Annotated in this window: 15 protein-coding genes and 4 tRNA genes; 15 read left to right on the top strand and 4 right to left on the bottom strand. The window is 43.1% G+C overall.

Annotation, left to right across the window (positions count from 1 at the left end; all coding sequences use genetic code 11):
- Positions 1-115: 115 nt before the first annotated feature.
- A complete protein-coding gene (locus B9T38_RS14680) occupies positions 116-634 on the top strand; it encodes a DUF1543 domain-containing protein (RefSeq protein WP_086197507.1) in 519 nt (172 codons plus the stop codon).
- A gap of 172 nt (positions 635-806) precedes the next feature.
- On the top strand, positions 807-1,799 hold the full coding sequence (locus B9T38_RS14675) for a DUF2804 domain-containing protein (protein ID WP_086197506.1): 993 nt from the start codon (positions 807-809) through the stop codon (positions 1,797-1,799).
- 74 nt (positions 1,800-1,873) lie between these two features.
- Here B9T38_RS14675 and B9T38_RS14670 read toward each other — a convergent pair whose 3' ends face one another.
- Positions 1,874-2,752: a metal-dependent hydrolase gene (locus B9T38_RS14670; protein ID WP_086197505.1), complete on the bottom strand. Its 879-nt coding sequence runs from the start codon at positions 2,750-2,752 to the stop codon at positions 1,874-1,876.
- Positions 2,753-2,888: 136 nt separating this feature from the next.
- Between B9T38_RS14670 and B9T38_RS14665 the strand changes: the two genes are divergently transcribed.
- The 5 genes from B9T38_RS14665 (at position 2,889) to B9T38_RS14645 (ending at position 8,353) form a co-directional block, all read left to right on the top strand.
- Positions 2,889-3,929 carry an AraC family transcriptional regulator gene (locus B9T38_RS14665; RefSeq protein WP_086197504.1) on the top strand — a complete coding sequence of 347 codons (1,041 nt, stop codon included), beginning with the start codon at positions 2,889-2,891 and terminating at the stop codon, positions 3,927-3,929.
- A 440-nt stretch (positions 3,930-4,369) separates the two neighbouring features.
- Positions 4,370-5,173, top strand: coding sequence for a tryptophan synthase subunit alpha (gene trpA, locus B9T38_RS14660; RefSeq protein WP_086197503.1), 804 nt, complete (start codon positions 4,370-4,372; stop codon positions 5,171-5,173).
- Entirely contained in the window at positions 5,170-6,066 is an 897-nt protein-coding gene (gene accD, locus B9T38_RS14655) for an acetyl-CoA carboxylase, carboxyltransferase subunit beta (RefSeq protein ID WP_086197502.1), read from the top strand. The genes trpA and accD overlap by 4 nt, the downstream gene beginning before the upstream one ends.
- Positions 6,063-7,346: a bifunctional tetrahydrofolate synthase/dihydrofolate synthase gene (folC, locus tag B9T38_RS14650; RefSeq protein ID WP_086197501.1), complete on the top strand. Its 1,284-nt coding sequence runs from the start codon at positions 6,063-6,065 to the stop codon at positions 7,344-7,346. Before accD ends, folC begins: the two co-directional genes overlap by 4 nt.
- Positions 7,343-8,353 (top strand): SPOR domain-containing protein, encoded by a 1,011-nt coding sequence (locus tag B9T38_RS14645; protein ID WP_086197500.1) that lies wholly within the window; start codon positions 7,343-7,345, stop codon positions 8,351-8,353. The genes folC and B9T38_RS14645 overlap by 4 nt, the downstream gene beginning before the upstream one ends.
- A gap of 18 nt (positions 8,354-8,371) precedes the next feature.
- On the opposite strand, the gene B9T38_RS14640 is transcribed toward B9T38_RS14645, so the two are convergent.
- The 3 genes from B9T38_RS14640 to B9T38_RS14630 all read right to left on the bottom strand — a co-directional run bounded on the left by B9T38_RS14640 (position 8,372) and on the right by B9T38_RS14630 (position 10,664).
- Positions 8,372-8,953 carry a dual specificity protein phosphatase family protein gene (locus B9T38_RS14640; protein WP_086197499.1) on the bottom strand — a complete coding sequence of 194 codons (582 nt, stop codon included), beginning with the start codon at positions 8,951-8,953 and terminating at the stop codon, positions 8,372-8,374.
- Positions 8,950-9,765 (bottom strand): MBL fold metallo-hydrolase, encoded by an 816-nt coding sequence (locus B9T38_RS14635; RefSeq protein ID WP_086197498.1) that lies wholly within the window; start codon positions 9,763-9,765, stop codon positions 8,950-8,952. The genes B9T38_RS14640 and B9T38_RS14635 overlap by 4 nt, the downstream gene beginning before the upstream one ends.
- A 263-nt stretch (positions 9,766-10,028) precedes the next feature.
- On the bottom strand, positions 10,029-10,664 hold the full coding sequence (locus tag B9T38_RS14630; protein ID WP_086197497.1) for a peroxiredoxin: 636 nt from the start codon (positions 10,662-10,664) through the stop codon (positions 10,029-10,031).
- A 339-nt stretch (positions 10,665-11,003) separates the two neighbouring features.
- Between B9T38_RS14630 and secA the strand changes: the two genes are divergently transcribed.
- The 8 genes from secA (at position 11,004) to B9T38_RS14590 (ending at position 17,382) form a co-directional block, all read left to right on the top strand.
- Positions 11,004-13,736 carry a preprotein translocase subunit SecA gene (gene secA, locus B9T38_RS14625; RefSeq protein ID WP_086197496.1) on the top strand — a complete coding sequence of 911 codons (2,733 nt, stop codon included), beginning with the start codon at positions 11,004-11,006 and terminating at the stop codon, positions 13,734-13,736.
- A 182-nt stretch (positions 13,737-13,918) separates the two neighbouring features.
- Positions 13,919-14,239 (top strand): hypothetical protein, encoded by a 321-nt coding sequence (locus B9T38_RS14620; protein WP_086197495.1) that lies wholly within the window; start codon positions 13,919-13,921, stop codon positions 14,237-14,239.
- A gap of 157 nt (positions 14,240-14,396) precedes the next feature.
- A complete protein-coding gene (gene argJ, locus B9T38_RS14615; protein WP_086197494.1) occupies positions 14,397-15,617 on the top strand; it encodes a bifunctional glutamate N-acetyltransferase/amino-acid acetyltransferase ArgJ in 1,221 nt (406 codons plus the stop codon).
- Positions 15,618-15,769: 152 nt separating this feature from the next.
- Complete coding sequence (gene nadA, locus B9T38_RS14610) at positions 15,770-16,837, top strand: quinolinate synthase NadA (protein WP_086197493.1); 1,068 nt, start codon at positions 15,770-15,772, stop codon at positions 16,835-16,837.
- Positions 16,838-16,989: 152 nt separating this feature from the next.
- A tRNA-Pro gene (locus tag B9T38_RS14605) sits at positions 16,990-17,066 on the top strand.
- Between the two features lie 44 nt (positions 17,067-17,110).
- Positions 17,111-17,187: transfer RNA gene (locus B9T38_RS14600), tRNA-Arg, on the top strand.
- Positions 17,188-17,225: 38 nt separating this feature from the next.
- Positions 17,226-17,301, top strand: a tRNA-His gene (locus tag B9T38_RS14595).
- A gap of 4 nt (positions 17,302-17,305) precedes the next feature.
- A tRNA-Pro gene (locus B9T38_RS14590) sits at positions 17,306-17,382 on the top strand.
- Positions 17,383-18,066 lie beyond the last annotated feature (684 nt).

The raw sequence follows: 18,066 nt of genomic DNA, 5'->3' as shown, positions 1-18,066 counted from the left end.
GTTGAGCAGACATTACATCCATGTAATGTCTGCTCAACGGGCGACATCCCTGTCGCCTACGCGTATCATGAAAGGATTATCTTATTTTTTTATAGCTTTTCTAAGGAGTTCATTGATGCCCAGCCTATTTATCGTCATGCTTGGCGGTCGTCATGCACGTGCCAATACAGAAGTGCATGATGTGGTGTTAGCTGTTGGTGAAAGTTTGCAAGAAGTTTATCCTCAACTGAAAAATGCATGGTTTGGCGAACAAAAAGGGTTGCATATTGATGCCTGGGCGCAAATCAACGGGATTGAATTTGACGGAAAACACTATCAAATCCAATTTAGCGATGCAGCACCGAATTCATCTTCAGAACATCTGTTTTTAATTAACTTGGGTGGCTACGATGCTCAGGAGTTTGGAGAGCTGCACCGTTATGTTCTGGTTGTGGCACAAAATGCTAGGACGGCCAAACAACACGCTAAGGCTTATTTTGCCAAGCATTGGCAGAAGCAACATACCGACCGAATCTTAGATGTAGATGATTGTATTGTGATTGATCATATTCATGGCCGTTATGTAGAGCTGGTCGAAGGTCAGTTTTCAGCGAACCGCTGGGAAAATACCTATTTAATGCTGGATGAGGGTTAATTTATATCTATTTGATTAATAAATTATATTTATCAAATATTAGACCAGGTGAAATATTATAATTTTTTGTATTTTTTCGATGAAATATGCTTTTTGACACTTTCAAGTTCCGCTTATATAGGCATAATAACGCTAAGGAATTGTTATCTCTTGGCTAGATGGAATTTGATAAATGGATTTGATTCAATCAAATGGACAACCGCATTATGGACGTTTTAGCGCCCTCCCAAAAACCATCGATTTGAATCAATACCAGTACAAGACACCTTATGGCGATGTCTTAACCGGTTGGCGCAAGCGATTAAAATATAAAAAGTTTAAATTTTGTTGTATTCAGCATGGCCATTATACGATCGGTCTGGCGATTGCCGATATTGCATGGGCTGGGCATGCCTTTTTCTATATTTATAATCATCAAAACCATGAGGTTTTAGAGTGGAATGCGATTAACCTGTTATCACGCAATACCGTGGTAGATGAACAGCCGCTTTATAACCAGAGCTTTTTTTCCAAGTCGCCTTTTCAAATTGATATCCAGCATGCCAATGGCGTGCGTTATATCCATGTCACCAAATATGGTGAAATCAGGCTGAGTGCGCGAATTTTCTGTGCTGGTACAAACCCGCTTAGTATGTGTAGCCCGACGGGAATTAATGGCTGGACTTATACGCAAAAACTGACGACTTTGGCCTGTGAAGGTTTTTTTATCAATAAACAGCGTGAAACTATACAGTTTAATGAAAGAACTTTTGCATCACTAGATGATACCTGTGGTTTTCTACGGCCGGAAACGGCCTGGTTCTGGTTATCCTGCAATTTTTGGGATGCGCAAAATAACCGGATCGGTTTGAATTTGGCTTCCGGGGTCAATGAAAGTTTTGGCAATGAAAACTGCTTGTGGATCAATGGTGTGCTGTATCCTGTCAGTGATGTTTTATTCCAGCATCAGGATGAGGGGCACTGGACAATTCGCTCACTGGATGAAAAATTAAATCTGGATGTCAAAACGGGCTGGCGACGTTATGAAAATCTGAATTTAAGACTGGTGGGCAGTCAGTTCAGCCAATGGCAAGCTAAAATTAGCGGGACCATTCAGCAAGATGATCAGGAAATTGTCTTGATCAATGAATATGGTTTGCTCGAACAGCATTATGCCAAGTGGTAACACACTGACTAAAAAACCAAGTCGAGGTGAGTCTGGACTTGGTTGGTCTCAATTTAATTCAATTCATATAAGGCCTAGTCTTTAGCTGCCTGCCAAAATGCTTCTCCAGCCTGGATCGGATCACCGGTCTGTTGCAGGGTTTTGACCCAGACATCATATTGGGCAATCACCGGATGCTGGCTGGGATGAAAATCCTTTTTAAACCAGTCGCGATATTGTTTGCTCATTTTGCTGAGCGTGCCCTTTCTTCCAAAGAACCACGGTAATCCGCGAATATTCATTTGCAGACGTTGTAATGAGCTAAACCCGTCATGCTTTAACATGACATTGGCACGGTAAAGGGTAAAGCCGAACATTAATGCCGTGGTCCAGACCAGAACAAATTTACGGGTACTTTCAGGCACATTGCCGACCTGCTTCATGACATCAAAAGCGACATCCCGGTGTTCCATTTCTTCAATCGCATGCCAGGCAAATAGTGCCCGTACATAAGGATGGGCATCTCTTAACGTCTCTTTATGGCTGTAAAAGGTTTCTGCCATTAAGGCGGTCAGCTGTTCAGCGGCAGCCGTCATGGCAATATTGTATTGTGGAGAACGTTTTTCCAGCTCGAATTTAAAAATTTTATTCAAACGCTGAATAAACTGATCGACCGGCATGCCTTGTTCTTTCATGACCTGATTCATTTTGTCATGCGCAATGCCGTGCTGTGCTTCCTGACCGATAAATTCTGCCACACGCTGCTTTAAATCTGGATCGGTAATCTGCTCCCGAAACAGACGGACTGACTGAATGAAGTAACGTTCGCCATCGGGAAAAGTCAGGCTGAGTGCATCAAACATCCGGGTAATAAACGGGTCACCTCCGAACCAGAAACGCGGAACCTCATTCAGCTTGAAATCCAGATTACGACGTACGACGGGAATAATCTGCGCTTGGACAATGGCATTCATGTTGTTTTACTTCAATTGCCTTAGACTATTGCAGTATGTCGGGATTTTTATCTTTTGTTTTGACAGTTGTTGCCATTTTTTATACATTTTACGCCAAAGTAAAAATATAAAATGTCAAAAATAATCAAGGTACATCGTGCAAGAATTGCAAATTCCAAATGGCTATTTTCAGTTGCTGCACATGTATTTGCAGCAACAGGATATGGATATCTTTAGCCTGGCCTGTCTAGAGCCACATCAGGCACAACTGCGCTATGTCTTATCTTTGCCTATCGATTCGCAATCGACCTATTCATTTTTTGCAGAAGTCATGCAGCTGACTCAAAAACAGATGGATTGTCCGCAATTGGTGTTTGAAATGGCCTGCCTGATCCGTCCTGAACATTTTGGTGTACTGGGCTATATGGCGACTCGAAGTAACAGTGTGGCAGAGGCATTGCAATATGTGATTCGCTTTAGCCGTCTGGTCATTGACGGGGCAGATGTTAGCCCGATACAGATGCATCAACGGGACAAAAAGATCTGTTTAAGCTGGCCTTTTCATGATTTAAAATATGCCTTGCTCAATGAGATGACCATGGCCTGTATGGTGCATTTGGCCCGGCAGATTTTTCCGGCTCAAAAATTCCAGCTATTGCAGATCAATTTTGCCCATAGTCCACAAATGGCAGATGATCATTATCAACGGTTTTTTGCTTGCAAAGTGGAATTTAAACAGTCGGATTATTCTTTTGAGATCAGTGTGGAAAACTTAGAGCTGAAGTCCGAGCTGGCTGATCCCTCTTTAATGCAGCTGCTGCTCAGGCAGGCAGAAGATGCCATTGCGGCCAAACCCCATTATGAAAATCTATTGCTGCATATTCAGCAAAAACTGGCTGAATATTTGCGGGTTAAGGAACAGTCCCCGAAAATAGAATGGCTGGCGGATGAATTGCATGTATCTGTACGGACCTTGCAGCGTCAACTGTATAAACAAAATACTTCCTTTAAAAAACTGCTTGAAACCGAGCGCATGAAACGCTGTGAACAGTTACTGTTGCAAAGCATGAATTTTACGGAAATGGCCATGTGTCTGGGCTATTCAGATCAGTCGGCTTTGGCACGTGCTTATAAAGCCTATAGTGGTCAAACCTTATTACAGCGAAAACAGCAACTGAAAGCACAATCTGAACGATAAAAAGGGCGTATTCAAGGTACTTTGAAATGCAGCGCAACTGCGCAGACATGCAGTTCACCTTTGCATTCGGCAATCTTATAAAATAAAAAATAAAAAGTCTGTGTCCTGGAGTGCAGGTTTTTGCTATTGCATCAAAGTTTAAATTTAAAAGACAACTTTTTAATTTTTATCAATTTTTTATAAATAAGAATAACTTTATCTTCATCAGGGAGATTTGTTTACATGGCAAAATTAGGCATCTTTGATCATTGAGAAAAAGTCGTAAATATCAGTAAATGGTGCTCTCGGATTGTTCTGAAAAAATGAGATGCTGAGTCGAAAGTAGCGCGAAATGCTCAGGCTCTATTCAATGAGTAAAAAATAGCGTTACAATGCGTTGTCTTGTATTTCTACAAAGCCAACTCCTCAGTTCTTTAATAATTCAAGGAAAGTACAACCCTATGTCACGTTTAGCCACTCGTTTCGGACAGCTTAAATCTCAGCAGCGTAAAGCGCTCGTTTCCTATGTGATGGCTGGCGACCCTCATCCACAAGTAACCGTTCCATTGTTACATCAAATGGTTGAGGCTGGGGTAGATGTGATTGAGCTTGGTCTACCATTTTCAGACCCTATGGCGGATGGTCCTGTGATTGCCCTTGCAGCAGAACGCGCACTGGCAGGCGGAACCAATACCCTAGATGCTTTGAACATGGTGAAAGAGTTCCGTCAAAAAGATGCAGAAACACCGGTGGTTTTGATGGGGTATCTCAACCCTGTAGAAGTGATCGGTTATGAAAAGTTTGTATCAATGGCCAATGAATGCGGTGTCGATGGTGTACTTCTGGTGGATTTACCTCCTGAAGAAGCCAAAGATTTTGATGATGTATTGAAGAAATTCAATATGGATCAAATTTTCTTGCTGGCGCCTACATCGACCGATGAGCGTATCCAGCATGTAGCGAACCAAGCCAGTGGTTTTATCTACTATGTATCCTTGAAAGGGGTAACTGGTGCTGCAACTTTAGATATTGCTGAAGCAGCAGCCCGTATCCAGAAAATTAAAGCTGTGACTGACGTTCCTGTGGGTGTCGGTTTTGGGATCAGCGATGCTGCCTCGGCAAAAGCCATGGGTGTAGCGGCTGATGCTGTGATTGTTGGTAGTGCATTTGTAAAACAGTTTGCGAACTTAGCGCCAGAACAAGCCGTTGTTGAAACGGTCAATAAAGTCAAGGAGCTTCGAGCTGCGCTCGATGAGTTAGTATGAATCAAGAAGTGAAACCAGGCAAAATTCTTAGCCCAGCGCAGCCGTGGACGGAACGTCATGTTCCGGGTATTCACACGCCAGATGAGCAAACCGCACTCAAGGCAACCTTTACTGAACCAACAATTGAGTGCCCTGAATGTCACGCATTGGTTACACGTACCGCGATGACATTTAATGCCTATGTTTGTCCACAATGCGATGAACATTTGCGCATTAAAGCACGTGACCGTCTGAACTGGTTCTTTGACCAGGTACAAAATGAATTGGGTCAGGAATTTATTGCTAAAGATCCACTGCATTTTGTCGATAGCAAAGCCTATCCGGACCGTATGTCTGAAGCGCAAAAGAAAACCGGCGAAACTGAAGCATTGGTGGTGATGCAGGGTTTACTTAAAGATATTCCTTTAATCGCATGTGCATTTGAATTCGACTTTATGGGCGGTTCAATGGGTACAGTGGTGGGTGACCGTTTTGTGCAAGCAGCTGAAAAAGCGATTGCAGATAAACAACCTTTGATTTGCTTTGCTGCATCAGGTGGTGCACGCATGCAGGAAGGTATGTTATCTCTTATGCAAATGGCGCGTACCTCTGCTGCAATCCAACGCATGAAAGATGCCGGCCTACCATATTTGGTGGTATTAACTCATCCAGTTTATGGTGGGGTAACTGCATCATTGGCAATGTTAGGTGATGTACATATTGCTGAACCTAAAGCCATGATTGGTTTTGCTGGTAAACGTGTAATTGAGCAAACCGTACGTGAAAAACTGGAAGAACCGTTCCAGCGCGCCGAATATTTGCTTGATCATGGTGTAATCGATCAAATTGTTCATCGTCACGCATTACGTGATACTGTATATCGTATTGTAGCGAAACTGATGAATTTGTCTTGAACACAGCACCACTTGCAACAGACTCTTTAAACACATGGCTCGATTATTGGAGCCATGTTCACGTTACGGGTATTGATTTAGGTCTGGAACGGGTTATTCCTGTGGCTGAAAAGCTCGGTGTAACGCGTCCGCATGCTAAAGTGCTGACTGTAGCGGGAACCAACGGAAAAGGTTCAACCACCACCACTTTGGCTGCCATTTTAAATGCGCAAGGCTATAAAGTGGGGTTATACCAGTCACCGCATATTTACCGTTTCAATGAACGGGTAAAACTGGCTGGCATTGAAGTGGATGATCAAACCCTGGTGGATGCGTTTGTGCAGGTGGATCAGGCCCGTCGTGACTGTGACCTATCCCTTTCCTTCTTTGAAGCCACCACACTCGCGGCTTTTGTAATTTTCAAGGCCAAGCAGTGTGATGTCTGGGTGCTTGAAGTCGGACTGGGTGGTCGTCTGGATGTGGTCAATGTGATTGAGCCGGATGTCGCCGTGATTACCAACATTGGCCTGGATCACACCGACTGGCTCGGTGATACGATTGAAAAAATTGCGTTCGAGAAAGCCGGGATTATTCGTCCGAATATTCCGGTGATTTTTGGTGGTTCGCAAGAGCTTCCTCAAGCCATACAAAATAAAGCCGATGAATGTCAGGCGCAACTGTTTGCCGTCAATCGTGATTATTTCTATCAATATACGGATGATGGTCAAGCCTGGATGTTTGCCTCATCGGGCAGCACTTTAAAACTTCCCCTCGGTGCTCTGGCACTGGAAAATATTTCCACAGCTGTGGCCGCGATTTTGGTCAGTGGTTTAAATGTGACTCAGGATGCCATTGCACACGGCATTCAGAATGCAAAATTACCAGGTCGCTTTGAAATACGCCATATTCAAGATAAAACCGTTATTTTTGATGCTGGACATAATCCCCATGGCGTAGAATTTTTGTTAAATCAGTTGCGAAAATTTTTGGAATACAATAAACAGTACACAGAAGTGATCAGCGTTTTTTCCATGTTGGCGGACAAAGACATCAATTCTGTCGTAGATTTGTTGAAAGATACTGTTTTAACATGGAAAATTTCCCCGTTAACCGTTCCGCGAGCAGCCACAATCGGGCAGCTTGAGGAAGCATTACAGGGCGAAACAGTACAACACTTCAATAGTGTTCAATTGGCTTTTAAATCAGCGCTAAATGAAACAAAAAATAATCAGTTGATCTTGGTATGTGGTTCATTTCATACCTTAGAAGCGGTATGGGAGTATTTGGAAGAATGTCAATGAATAGCAAACAACGCTGGATGGGAGGCGTTGTTTTATTAGGTGGTGGTGTTTTATTGGCAGCATTGCTTCTAAAGGGTAAAGAAGAAATATATCAGAACCAACTCAGAACTCCGGATTTAGCCGCTCAAGTTGAGCAAAAAAAGCCGGCAGCAGAAGGGGAAATGGTTCAGCTGCAACCTTTAACAGTTGATGTTGAAACAGAAAAACGTTTACTTGAAGAACAACGCCGGGCACGTGAAAAAGCGGTTGCAGAACAGGAAGCACGTGCAGCCGAGTTTCTAGCGATGCAGCAACAGGCTGAGGCAGATGCGGCACGTAAAGCAGCTGAAGAATATGCCGCTTTAAATGCTCTGCGTAGTGGAGCACAGCAGAGTTCGGATAATATTCCCCCTGAACTGGTAGAAGATGAAAAAGCTAAACAAAAGCGTTTGGCTGATGAAAAGTTGCTCGCTGAAAAAAAGTTACAGCAGCAGATAGTTCAACAACAACGAACTGATGCTGATAAAAAAATAACCGAAGAAAAACGTAAGGCCCAATCTGAAGCCGCAAAGCAGTTAGCTGCAAAGCAAGCAGCCGAGAAAAAAGCAGCTGAGGACAAGGCAAAGCATGATGCGGAGCTAAAACGTAAAGCAGAAACTGAAAAACAGCTGGCTGCAAAGAAAGCACTGGAAGCCAAGAAAAAAGAACAGGCTGAGCAAGAACTGGAAGCCAAGAAAAAAGCTGAAGCTGAAAAAGCCCGAGATTTGCTGGAAAATGGCGATAAACAATGGATGGTTCAAGTGGCCTTGGCGGCCAATGAAGCCAATGCAGATGCACTGGCCTCCAGGTTGCGTGCCAAAGGTTATAAGGTGACCAGGAGCCCAACATCGAAAGGGGTTCGCATTATGGTTGGGCCGGCTAAAGACCGTGATGCCGCTGATGCTGCACGCAAGAAAATTACCAGTGATGCAAGTTTGGGTATGAAGTCGGCATGGGTGATTGACTGGGTTCCGCTCGATAAGCGCTAAACATGGCTTGAAGCTGAACTAAGGTGGATTCAACAGTTGCTGTTGAATCCATTTTACGTTTTCAGGACTGAATATTTTTTCAATATGAATCCAGACGGGGTGAAAACCGTAGCCACCATGTTTCATTTCATTGAGTGCATCTGCAATCGGCCAGTTTTCAAAAATAATCCGGTACATGGCAATACTTGCACCGGTACGGTCCGAACCATGATAACAATGAATAAGTATCTTGTGATTTAAGGCCTTGGCTTGCTGAATCTGCCGCATGACCTGTAATAAATCTTCACGGTTCATTGCCCAGGTGTGGATGGGGATATGAACCAAGTTAAAATCCGTGGAGGGCAGCACGGTCAGATCTTTATTTCTTGATCTTAGATTAATCACCACATCAATATCATGTGTCTTTAATTGCGGAATCAGCTCAGTTGTGGGTTGCTCACTACGAAACACATGCTCGCTAATTTGATAAAAATTATCTGTTTGATTAATTAATGTTCCCCAGTGCGTAGGGCGTTGTTCAGGTGGAAGTGCGGGTGTGGTCATGCATCCCATCAAGCTTGAGCTACCCAGTAAAATGGCAACAACTGTTCTTTTGATCATGCTAGATAACGCGCCAATTCAATCGGATCATGCGCACAGAAAATCTCGATATTTTTTTCATTTTGTGCCAGTTGCTGGATGTTGTGCAAGTTATCTATACGCATCTGGTTATTTTCAGTAAAAAAACGCTCCAGTTTATCCAGTGTTCTCAGCCTGTTTTTAGGGTCAAGTTGCAGGTGAGAGTAATAGGCATCGCCACAGAAAAAAAGCCATCCATCCTGCTGTTTAATGGCAATTCCACAATGCCCTTGGCTATGACCTAAAAGTGGAATCATTAAAATTTCGTCTTGAAATAAGCGGAAGCCTTTTACTTGATGCAGGTTAAACCAGGTTTCACCCTGATCGGGTTCGATGAAGTTCCAGTATTGGTGTTGCTTGAATTGCTGGGTTTTATAACGGGCTTTATTTTTTAGGGAAAAAAAGCTTTGAGTAGTATTATATTCGCTGGAAAGCACATGCACGGTGGCATGCGGAAAATCGGAAATACCACCGGCATGATCAAAATCAAGATGGGAGATCAGTATATGCTTCACATCTTGAGGGCTAAACCCGAGCTTTTGAATCTGCGCAATTGCCGTGAGTTCTAAATTGTTTTCGATGCGGCCTAGCCGTGAGACCAGATTGCCTAAACGGGCTTTGCTATGCAGATAATCTTGTACGCCTAAACCGGTATCCACCAGCACTAAGCCTTGATCGGTTTCCAGCAGCAGGCAATGACAAACCACTTTGGCATGTAAGCCCTTTTGTCCGAAGAGTGGACCACAAACCGGGCACATGGTGCCGCAATGCAAATGATGGATGTTATAGATCACAATATTTATTCTTAAGATGATTAGGCGTATTTATAAACGGGCTGTGAAATAAACACCAACCTGATTTTGTAATTTAATTTTTGAGCAGCATAAAAAAGCCCGTCATCAGACAGGCTTGAACAAGATCAGGACATGGCTCGTCATTTTAGTCCTGATTTTTAGCATAGCTGTTCATATTGTGTTCGGAGCGAACATTATTTGTTTATTTTAACTCGAAGCATAGCTTCTCGTCTTGCGTTCGGGCGGCAGTGCCTTGCTGATCCTCACTCAGGCTGTGGCGTAAGGCGTAAGTATGGTGTTACAGCTTTATAGCCTTTAGGGAAACGTTGTTTGATTTCGTCTTCATCTTTAAGAGAAGGCACAATCACCACGTCTTCACCTTGCTGCCAGTTAGCCGGTGTTGCTACTTTATGGTTATCTGTTAGTTGCAGCGAATCAACCACACGTAAAATTTCATTGAAATTACGGCCAGTTGAAGCTGGATAAGTGATGATCAGACGTACTTTTTTGTTTGGATCAATGATCACTAAAGAACGAACCGTCAGGGTTTCACTGGCATTCGGGTGAATAAAGTCATAAAGAGTAGATACTTTGCGGTCTTGATCGGCAATGATCGGGAAATTAACCGTGGTATTTTGGGTTTCGTTAATATCGTTAATCCAGCCTTTATGTGACTCAACATCATCGACTGACAAGGCAATCGCTTTAACGCCGCGCTTTGCAAATTCATCTTTCAGCTTTGCTGTATAGCCCAGCTCAGTGGTACATACCGGTGTGTAGTCCGCAGGATGGGAAAATAAAATCCCCCAGCTATCACCCAAAAAGTCGTAAAAATTAATGGTGCCTTCGCTTGAGTCTTGCACAAAATTTGGTGCGGTATCGCCTAAACGTAATGTCATTTTTATAGCCTCATCTGCTTTGTTATCTATGTTGATGCGATCTAATATGACGCATTTTTTTTTGCAATGAAAATAGTGTTTTTGTATTTCTTTATGAATATATGGAATATAGAGGCCGCGATTGATTGTTAAAATCTGGATGAATGATGAATTTTATGACTATATTGCCTGTATGAAATTTGTTACATTGTTTGGCCTTAGCTGTCGTGTGCTAGAACGAGTGATCAGAATTTTTTAATTGGTTTTGTGCAAACCCCTTGTACTTCAAATTTCTAGCACCATAATAACGACTGAGAAAAAATTTATTCATTCGACAAGCAAGATTTAGAGAGTCTATTCATGTTGGCAAGTCTGATCGGAGGAATCTTCGGTACCAAAAATGAGCGCGAACTCAAACGCATGCGTAAAATCGTAGACAAGATTAATGCGCTCGAGCCGACGATATCTGCACTAAGCGATGCAGACTTATCTGCAAAAACTGAAGAATTCAAACAACGATATAATAAGGGCGAAAGCCTGGATAAATTATTGCCTGAAGCATTTGCTGTTTGTCGTGAAGCAGCTAAACGCATCATGGGAATGCGCCACTACGATGTTCAGCTGATTGGTGGTATTACACTTCACGAAGGTAAAATTGCAGAAATGCGTACTGGTGAAGGTAAAACCCTGATGGGGACCTTGGCCTGTTATCTTAATGCGATTAGCGGTGAAGGCGTTCATGTCATTACCGTAAATGATTATTTGGCGCAGCGTGATGCCGAGTTAAACCGTCCCTTATTTGAATTCCTGGGTCTGAGCATTGGCATCATTTATTCCATGCAAGATCCAACAGAGAAAGCTGAAGCCTATCGTGCCGATATTACTTACGGTACCAATAACGAATTCGGTTTTGACTATCTTCGTGACAACATGGTGTTCTCTCTGGCCGAGAAGAAACAACGTGGCTTAACCTATGCCATTATCGATGAGGTCGATTCGATCCTGATCGATGAAGCGCGTACACCGTTGATTATCTCGGGTCAAAGTGATGACTCATCACAGCTTTATGCTGCAATCAACAGCATCCCGCCAAAACTTCATGCGCAAAAAGAAGAAAAAGTGCCGGATGGCGGTCATTTCTGGATTGATGAAAAACAGCGTCAGGTTGAAATGACTGAAGTGGGTTATGAAGCTGTAGAAGACCAGTTGATTCAGATGGGGTTGCTCGCTGAAGGTGAAAGCTTGTATTCACCCTCTAACCTGAACCTGGTTCATCATGTTGCTGCAGCAATTCGTGCCCATTTCCTTTATCAGCGTAACGTGCATTACATCATTCATGATGGTGAAGTCATCATTGTGGATGAAAATACCGGTCGTACCATGCCGGGTCGTCGTTGGTCAGAAGGTTTGCATCAAGCGGTTGAAGCGAAGGAAGGTCTGGAAATCCAGCCTGAAAACCAGACTTTGGCAACCACCACTTTCCAGAACTATTTCCGCCTTTATAAGAAGCTTTCTGGTATGACCGGTACAGCCGATACCGAAGCTGCGGAGATGAAAGAAATCTATGGTCTGGATGTAGTACTGATTCCGACCCATCGACCAATGATCCGTAAAGATGAAAACGATCTCATTTATTTAAACCGTAATGGTAAATACAACGCCATTATTCAAGAAATTCAGCGGGTGCATGAAGATGGTGTTGCACCAATCCTGATTGGTACAGCAACCATTGAAGCTTCTGAAATTCTTTCTGAAAAATTGAAAGAAGCGGGTATTGCACATGAGGTGTTGAACGCGAAGCAGCATGAACGGGAAGCAGACATTATTGCCCAGGCGGGTTCACCGCGTGCTGTGACCATTGCAACCAACATGGCCGGTCGTGGTACCGACATCTTGCTGGGCGGTAACTGGAAAGCCAAACTTGCCAAAATTGAAAATCCAACCCCTGAAGATGAAGCACGCTTAAAAGCCGAATGGGAACAAAACCATGAAATGGTATTGGCCTCTGGCGGCTTGCATATCATTGGTTCAGAACGTCATGAATCACGCCGTATCGATAACCAGCTGCGTGGTCGTGCCGGTCGTCAGGGTGACCCGGGTGTTTCACGTTTCTACCTGTCGCTTGAAGATGACCTGATGCGTATCTTCGCTGGTGATCGTGTGGTTGCGATGATGCGTGCGATGGGCTTGCAGGAAGATGAAGCCATCGAACATAAGATGGTGTCGCGTTCGATTGAAAATGCACAACGTAAGGTAGAAGCACGTAACTTCGACATTCGTAAGAACCTGTTGAAATACGATGACGTGAATAACGAACAGCGTAAAATCATCTATTCACAACGTGATGAAGTGCTTGCTGAAAGTACGCTACAAGATTACATTGAGGAAATGCATCATGAAGTCGTGAAGGGCGTGATTGCTAACTACATTCCACCTGAATCGATTCATGACCAATGGGATATCGATGGTCTGGAACGTGCATTGCGTGAAGAGCTCGGTATTGATTTACCGGTCAATCAATGGCTGGAAGAAGACCGTCGTTTAGATGAAGAGGCATTGGTAGAACGTATTTCTGACGAAATTGTTACACGCTATCGCAATCGCCGTGAACAAATGGGGGATGAATCAGCAGCCATGCTGGAACGTCACTTTATGTTGAGTGCCTTGGATCGCCACTGGAAAGATCATCTTGCAGCGATGGATTACTTGCGTCAGGGTATTCACTTGCGTGGTTATGCGCAAAAGAACCCTGAACAGGAATACAAGAAAGAAGCCTTTAACCTGTTTGTAAACATGCTGGCTATCATTAAATCCGATGTAATTACAGATCTTTCACGTGTTCATGTTCCTACAGCTGAAGAACTGGCGGAAATGGAAGCACAGCAACAGGCTCAAGCAGAAGCAATGAAGTTGAATCTGACTCATGCAGAATTTGATAATTTGTTAGCCACCGATTTAACCGGTACTGAAACTGTAGAAGTTGAGTCAGGCTTTAGTCCAGCTGAGCAGACATTTGCACCGCCTGCAAGCCGTAATTCGCCTTGTCCATGCGGTTCGGGTTTAAAATACAAGCAATGTCACGGTAAAATTTAATTTTTATCTTAAGCATTCAGCCACTTTATATATTTATTTCCCTCCGGATTTGAATCGATAAAGTGGTTTTTTTATTGCAACAAAATAAGAGTTTATTTTTGCAAGAAGTGAATATGTTTGCAGAGCACTAAATTAAGTGGTATTTAGTGCATATTGATGAATATTGAGTAGCGGAAAAGATAATGAAAAAAGTATTACAACCATTGATGATTTTAGCTTTAGTTATTCCAGGTTTGGCTTTTGCAAATGAGTCATCAAAAAATACAGCGGCAAATGCTGTGAAAGATGAAAACACTACGGTTATGAGTCCACGTACCGGAATTCGCTATACTTTTGCGAATCCGCAGCAACGTCCAGTAGTGCTAAAAACTACAGCAATCACCCCTGTAAATGCAGCTAATGCAAACCGCATTGTGGCATCAAACCCGGCTTTATCTGCGGCAAGTCAGGAAAAAGCCAAGCAGGCACTGTTGTCGGAATCGGCTCAGTTGGCTTCCAACTAAATCTAATATATTGCTAAAACCAGTCTGCGGACTGGTTTTTTTGTGCCTGAAAATGTCAAACTGATAAAAAATAAATCAAACAAAGTGTTCTGCTCGATTTTTTGCTGAATTTCTACTAAGCTGTCTTTTTATCACGAACTTATTTGGAAGTTTAAAAATGGCGGTGGGTGACTTAACAATGCCACAGATGCATGTGGTTAAAGGTGTAAAAATTGGTTCAGCTGAAGCATATGTACGCTATCAGAACCGACGTGACCTCGTTATTTTTGAATTTGCTGAAGGTTCAAATGTGGCCGGTGTATTTACTCAAAATGCATTCTGCGCAGCACCGGTACATGTGTGTAAAGCCCATTTGCAAGTAGGTAATCCACGTTATCTGGTCATAAATACTGGGAATGCCAATGCAGGGACTGGTAAAATCGGTATGGCGAATGCTCAGGCGGCTTGTGCCAAACTGGCTGAACTTGCCGGCGTAGCTGCTAGCGAAATTTTACCTTTTTCAACTGGTGTGATTGGCGAGCAGTTGCCTATTGAACGCTTGATGAATGGCTTGCAGCCTGCTTTAGACTCTTTAAAGGAAGATGCTTGGTTAGATGCGGCAACAGGTATCATGACCACGGACACACTGCCTAAAGGGGCATCAGAACAGTTTGAAATGGATGGCGTGACTTATACCATGACCGGTATTTCTAAGGGTGCCGGCATGATTCGTCCAAATATGGCGACCATGCTCAGCTATGTTGCGACCGATGCACCCATCAGCCGTGAACTGGTACAGCAGCTATTAAAAACCACGGTGAATGTTTCATTTAACCGTATTACCGTAGATGGTGATACCTCAACCAATGACTCCTGTATTTTTGTGGCAACAGGTCAGGCAGGCGGTACTGAAATCACCTCAACTGATGATGCACGTTATGCAGTAGTTCTGGATGTTTTGACCCGTGTTATGAAACGCTTGGCTCAACTGATTGTACGTGATGGAGAAGGGGCGACCAAATTCATTACTGTTGCAGTTGAAGGTGGAGCAGATACCCAAGAATGTTGCGATGTAGCGTATAGTATTGCCCATTCTCCACTGGTAAAAACTGCAATTTTCGCCTCAGATCCGAACTGGGGACGTATTCTGGCCGCGATTGGTTATGCAGGGGTTAAAAACTTAGATGTTGAAAAAATCCAAGTTTGGTTAGATGATGTACAAATCTGTAAAGATGGTGGTGCGGCAGCAGACTATACGGAAGAAGCTGGTGCACGCGTGATGTCTCAGGCTGAGTTGACCATTCGGGTCGATTTGGGACGAGGCCAGGCAAAAGATACTGTTTATACCTGTGATCTGTCTTATGACTATGTCAAGATTAACGCGGATTACCGTTCGTAAAATTCAAATTGAGTGACAAAGCCTCCGTTGTGAGGCTTTTTTAGCATTCAATCAATCGGCAAAGGGCTGGTGAATGAGCAATTGCCCCCATATCATCAGTGACTTGAGTACGCTTGTGTTAGGGCAAGCATGAAGATAGAGAAGACGTTGTTATGAATGATGCGACCAATTTAATTGCCAATGACGCAAAATCGATTGTGCAGGCGCATTTAGATCGTTTAGGCGAACCTAAAGATATTCATTTAAGTGATGAGGTTAAACAGGAGAAGTTTGCACAAATTCTGGCAGAACTCAAAAAACGTGATGCTGTCCTTGTCGCTCACTACTATTGTGATCCTGAAGTGCAAGAAATTGCTGAATTTTCTGGCGGTTGTGTTTCTGATTCCCTTGAAATGGCACGTTTTGGTCGTGACCATCCTGCCAAAACCTTGGTGGTCGCTGGGGTCAAATTTATGGGGGAAACAGCAAAAATTCTTTCTCCTGAAAAAACCGTACTCATGCCAACTCTGGAAGCGACCTGTTCGCTGGATTTGGGCTGTCCAGTCGACGAATTTACTGCGTTTTGCAATGCACATCCGGATCACACTGTCGTGGTCTATGCCAATACATCTGCTGCTGTTAAAGCACGCGCAGACTGGGTAGTAACCTCAAGTTGTGCTGTGGAAATTATTGAGCATCTCGATAGCCTGGGTGAAAAGATTATTTGGGCACCGGACCAGCATCTGGGGCGTTATATCCAGAAGAAAACTGGTGCAGATATGCTGCTTTGGGATGGGGCTTGTATTGTGCATGAAGAATTTCGTGCACGCGGTATTGCCAGTATGAAAGCATTGTATCCGGATGCAGCCGTATTGGTCCATCCGGAATCACCAGAGTCAGTGGTGGATATTGCTGATGCTGTGGGAAGTACCTCTCAACTGATTAAAGCAGCACAAACCCTTCCGAATGAACGTTTAATCGTTGCAACCGACCGCGGTATTTTTTACAAAATGCAACAAGCCGTTCCAAACAAGATTTTGATTGAAGCTCCGACAGCGGGTGAAGGGGCGACCTGTCGCTCATGTGCGCATTGTCCGTGGATGGCTATGAATGAACTCGATGGAATTTTAGAGGTTTTACAAAAAGGTGATCAAGAAATACACGTTGATCCTGTACTTGCAGAACGCGCTAAATTGCCACTTGATCGTATGTTAAGCTTTAGTGCGAGTCTAAAACGTTAATTTTGATCAAAAAACACCTAAAATGCTTGATAAATAAGCGGTTGAAGTGATTTTTTAAGTTTTTTTGAATATAGGTGTTGACGTCTCTTGGCGTCACGCCTAAAATGCACCCCGTACCGCACGATGTGCGATACACTAAAAGCTGAGATGAACGGAGTATGGCGCAGCTTGGTAGCGCATCTGGTTTGGGACCAGAGGGTCGTAGGTTCGAATCCTACTGCTCCGACCAATTCTTCAAGGCAAGTATCGCATGATAGTAATATCATCGGTCATGCGCCTGTAGCTCAGTTGGATAGAGCATCCGCCTTCTAAGCGGATGGTCACAGGTTCGAATCCTGTCAGGCGCGCCATTTGGTAGTCTGGTATTTAGAGCCAAAATGTTGTAACGGTGGATGTAGCTCAGTTGGTAGAGCCCCGGATTGTGATTCCGGTTGTCGTGGGTTCGAATCCCATCATTCACCCCAATTTCGGAGTATGGCGCAGCTTGGTAGCGCATCTGGTTTGGGACCAGAGGGTCGTAGGTTCGAATCCTACTGCTCCGACCATTTTAAGTATAAACTTAAAAGTAAATGATCCGCTTAAATGCGGTTTTTTTATGACTGAAATTTGATAATAACATTCAACATTCAACATTCAACATTCAAAAGGGCTTAAATAATATTAAGGCTGCTAGTCTAAATTTTAAAAGTAATGTGATTGCTTATAATGGGGTAGCGCCAGTTGGTGGGGCCAGCTTATTCAAGATATGCATAGAATTGCATTCAGTAAAATAGAAATCCCCCAAATTAAAATGCTCTTTTGTGCGGAATTGGTGGATAGGTAATTCTATTTTTAAATCTGATTATACTTTTTTACTTTGATTATTCACTTATCTAAACAAGCTGTATTGAAGAGCTGGTTGTAATTTAACAATTAGACAAATTAATCGCGGTCAAAAATGAAAGAGGGGCTAAGATAATTTAAGAAATGCTGTAGATGAAAAAATTATTTGCTTTACTTTTGGGGTTTAAGTGGAAAATGTTGTTAATTTAAACTTAAAAATAATAAAAACCTTCTATTTTGTGCAATAAGTAAACAGTCGTGATATTTTTGTTGAGTTATTTAAAAAAAGGAGTTGCATTGGATAAGGGATGGTGTAGAATGCACATCCATCGGCGGTGATGAAGATTAAAACTTCTGATAAAACAGTAACTTAGTTAAAATTAATTAAGTTGGGTTTTAGAAAGAAA

The sequence above is a fragment of the Acinetobacter sp. ANC 4218 genome (genome assembly GCF_002135245.1).
GTDB lineage: Bacteria > Pseudomonadota > Gammaproteobacteria > Pseudomonadales > Moraxellaceae > Acinetobacter.
This window is presented reverse-complemented; position numbering and strand designations above follow the sequence as displayed.

Bases quoted from the DNA above. Each gene is read 5' to 3' on its own strand.
- B9T38_RS14680 (WP_086197507.1), top strand. From the start codon at position 116: ATGCCCAGCCTATTTATCGTCATGCTTGGCGGTCGTCATGCACGTGCC.
- B9T38_RS14675 (WP_086197506.1), top strand. From the start codon at position 807: ATGGATTTGATTCAATCAAATGGACAACCGCATTATGGACGTTTTAGC.
- B9T38_RS14670 (WP_086197505.1), bottom strand. From the start codon at position 2,752: ATGAATGCCATTGTCCAAGCGCAGATTATTCCCGTCGTACGTCGTAAT.
- trpA (WP_086197503.1), top strand. From the start codon at position 4,370: ATGTCACGTTTAGCCACTCGTTTCGGACAGCTTAAATCTCAGCAGCGT.
- accD (WP_086197502.1), top strand. From the start codon at position 5,170: ATGAATCAAGAAGTGAAACCAGGCAAAATTCTTAGCCCAGCGCAGCCG.
- B9T38_RS14645 (WP_086197500.1), top strand. From the start codon at position 7,343: ATGAATAGCAAACAACGCTGGATGGGAGGCGTTGTTTTATTAGGTGGT.
- B9T38_RS14640 (WP_086197499.1), bottom strand. From the start codon at position 8,953: ATGATCAAAAGAACAGTTGTTGCCATTTTACTGGGTAGCTCAAGCTTG.
- B9T38_RS14630 (WP_086197497.1), bottom strand. From the start codon at position 10,664: ATGACATTACGTTTAGGCGATACCGCACCAAATTTTGTGCAAGACTCA.
- secA (WP_086197496.1), top strand. From the start codon at position 11,004: ATGTTGGCAAGTCTGATCGGAGGAATCTTCGGTACCAAAAATGAGCGC.
- B9T38_RS14620 (WP_086197495.1), top strand. From the start codon at position 13,919: ATGAAAAAAGTATTACAACCATTGATGATTTTAGCTTTAGTTATTCCA.
- argJ (WP_086197494.1), top strand. From the start codon at position 14,397: ATGGCGGTGGGTGACTTAACAATGCCACAGATGCATGTGGTTAAAGGT.
- nadA (WP_086197493.1), top strand. From the start codon at position 15,770: ATGAATGATGCGACCAATTTAATTGCCAATGACGCAAAATCGATTGTG.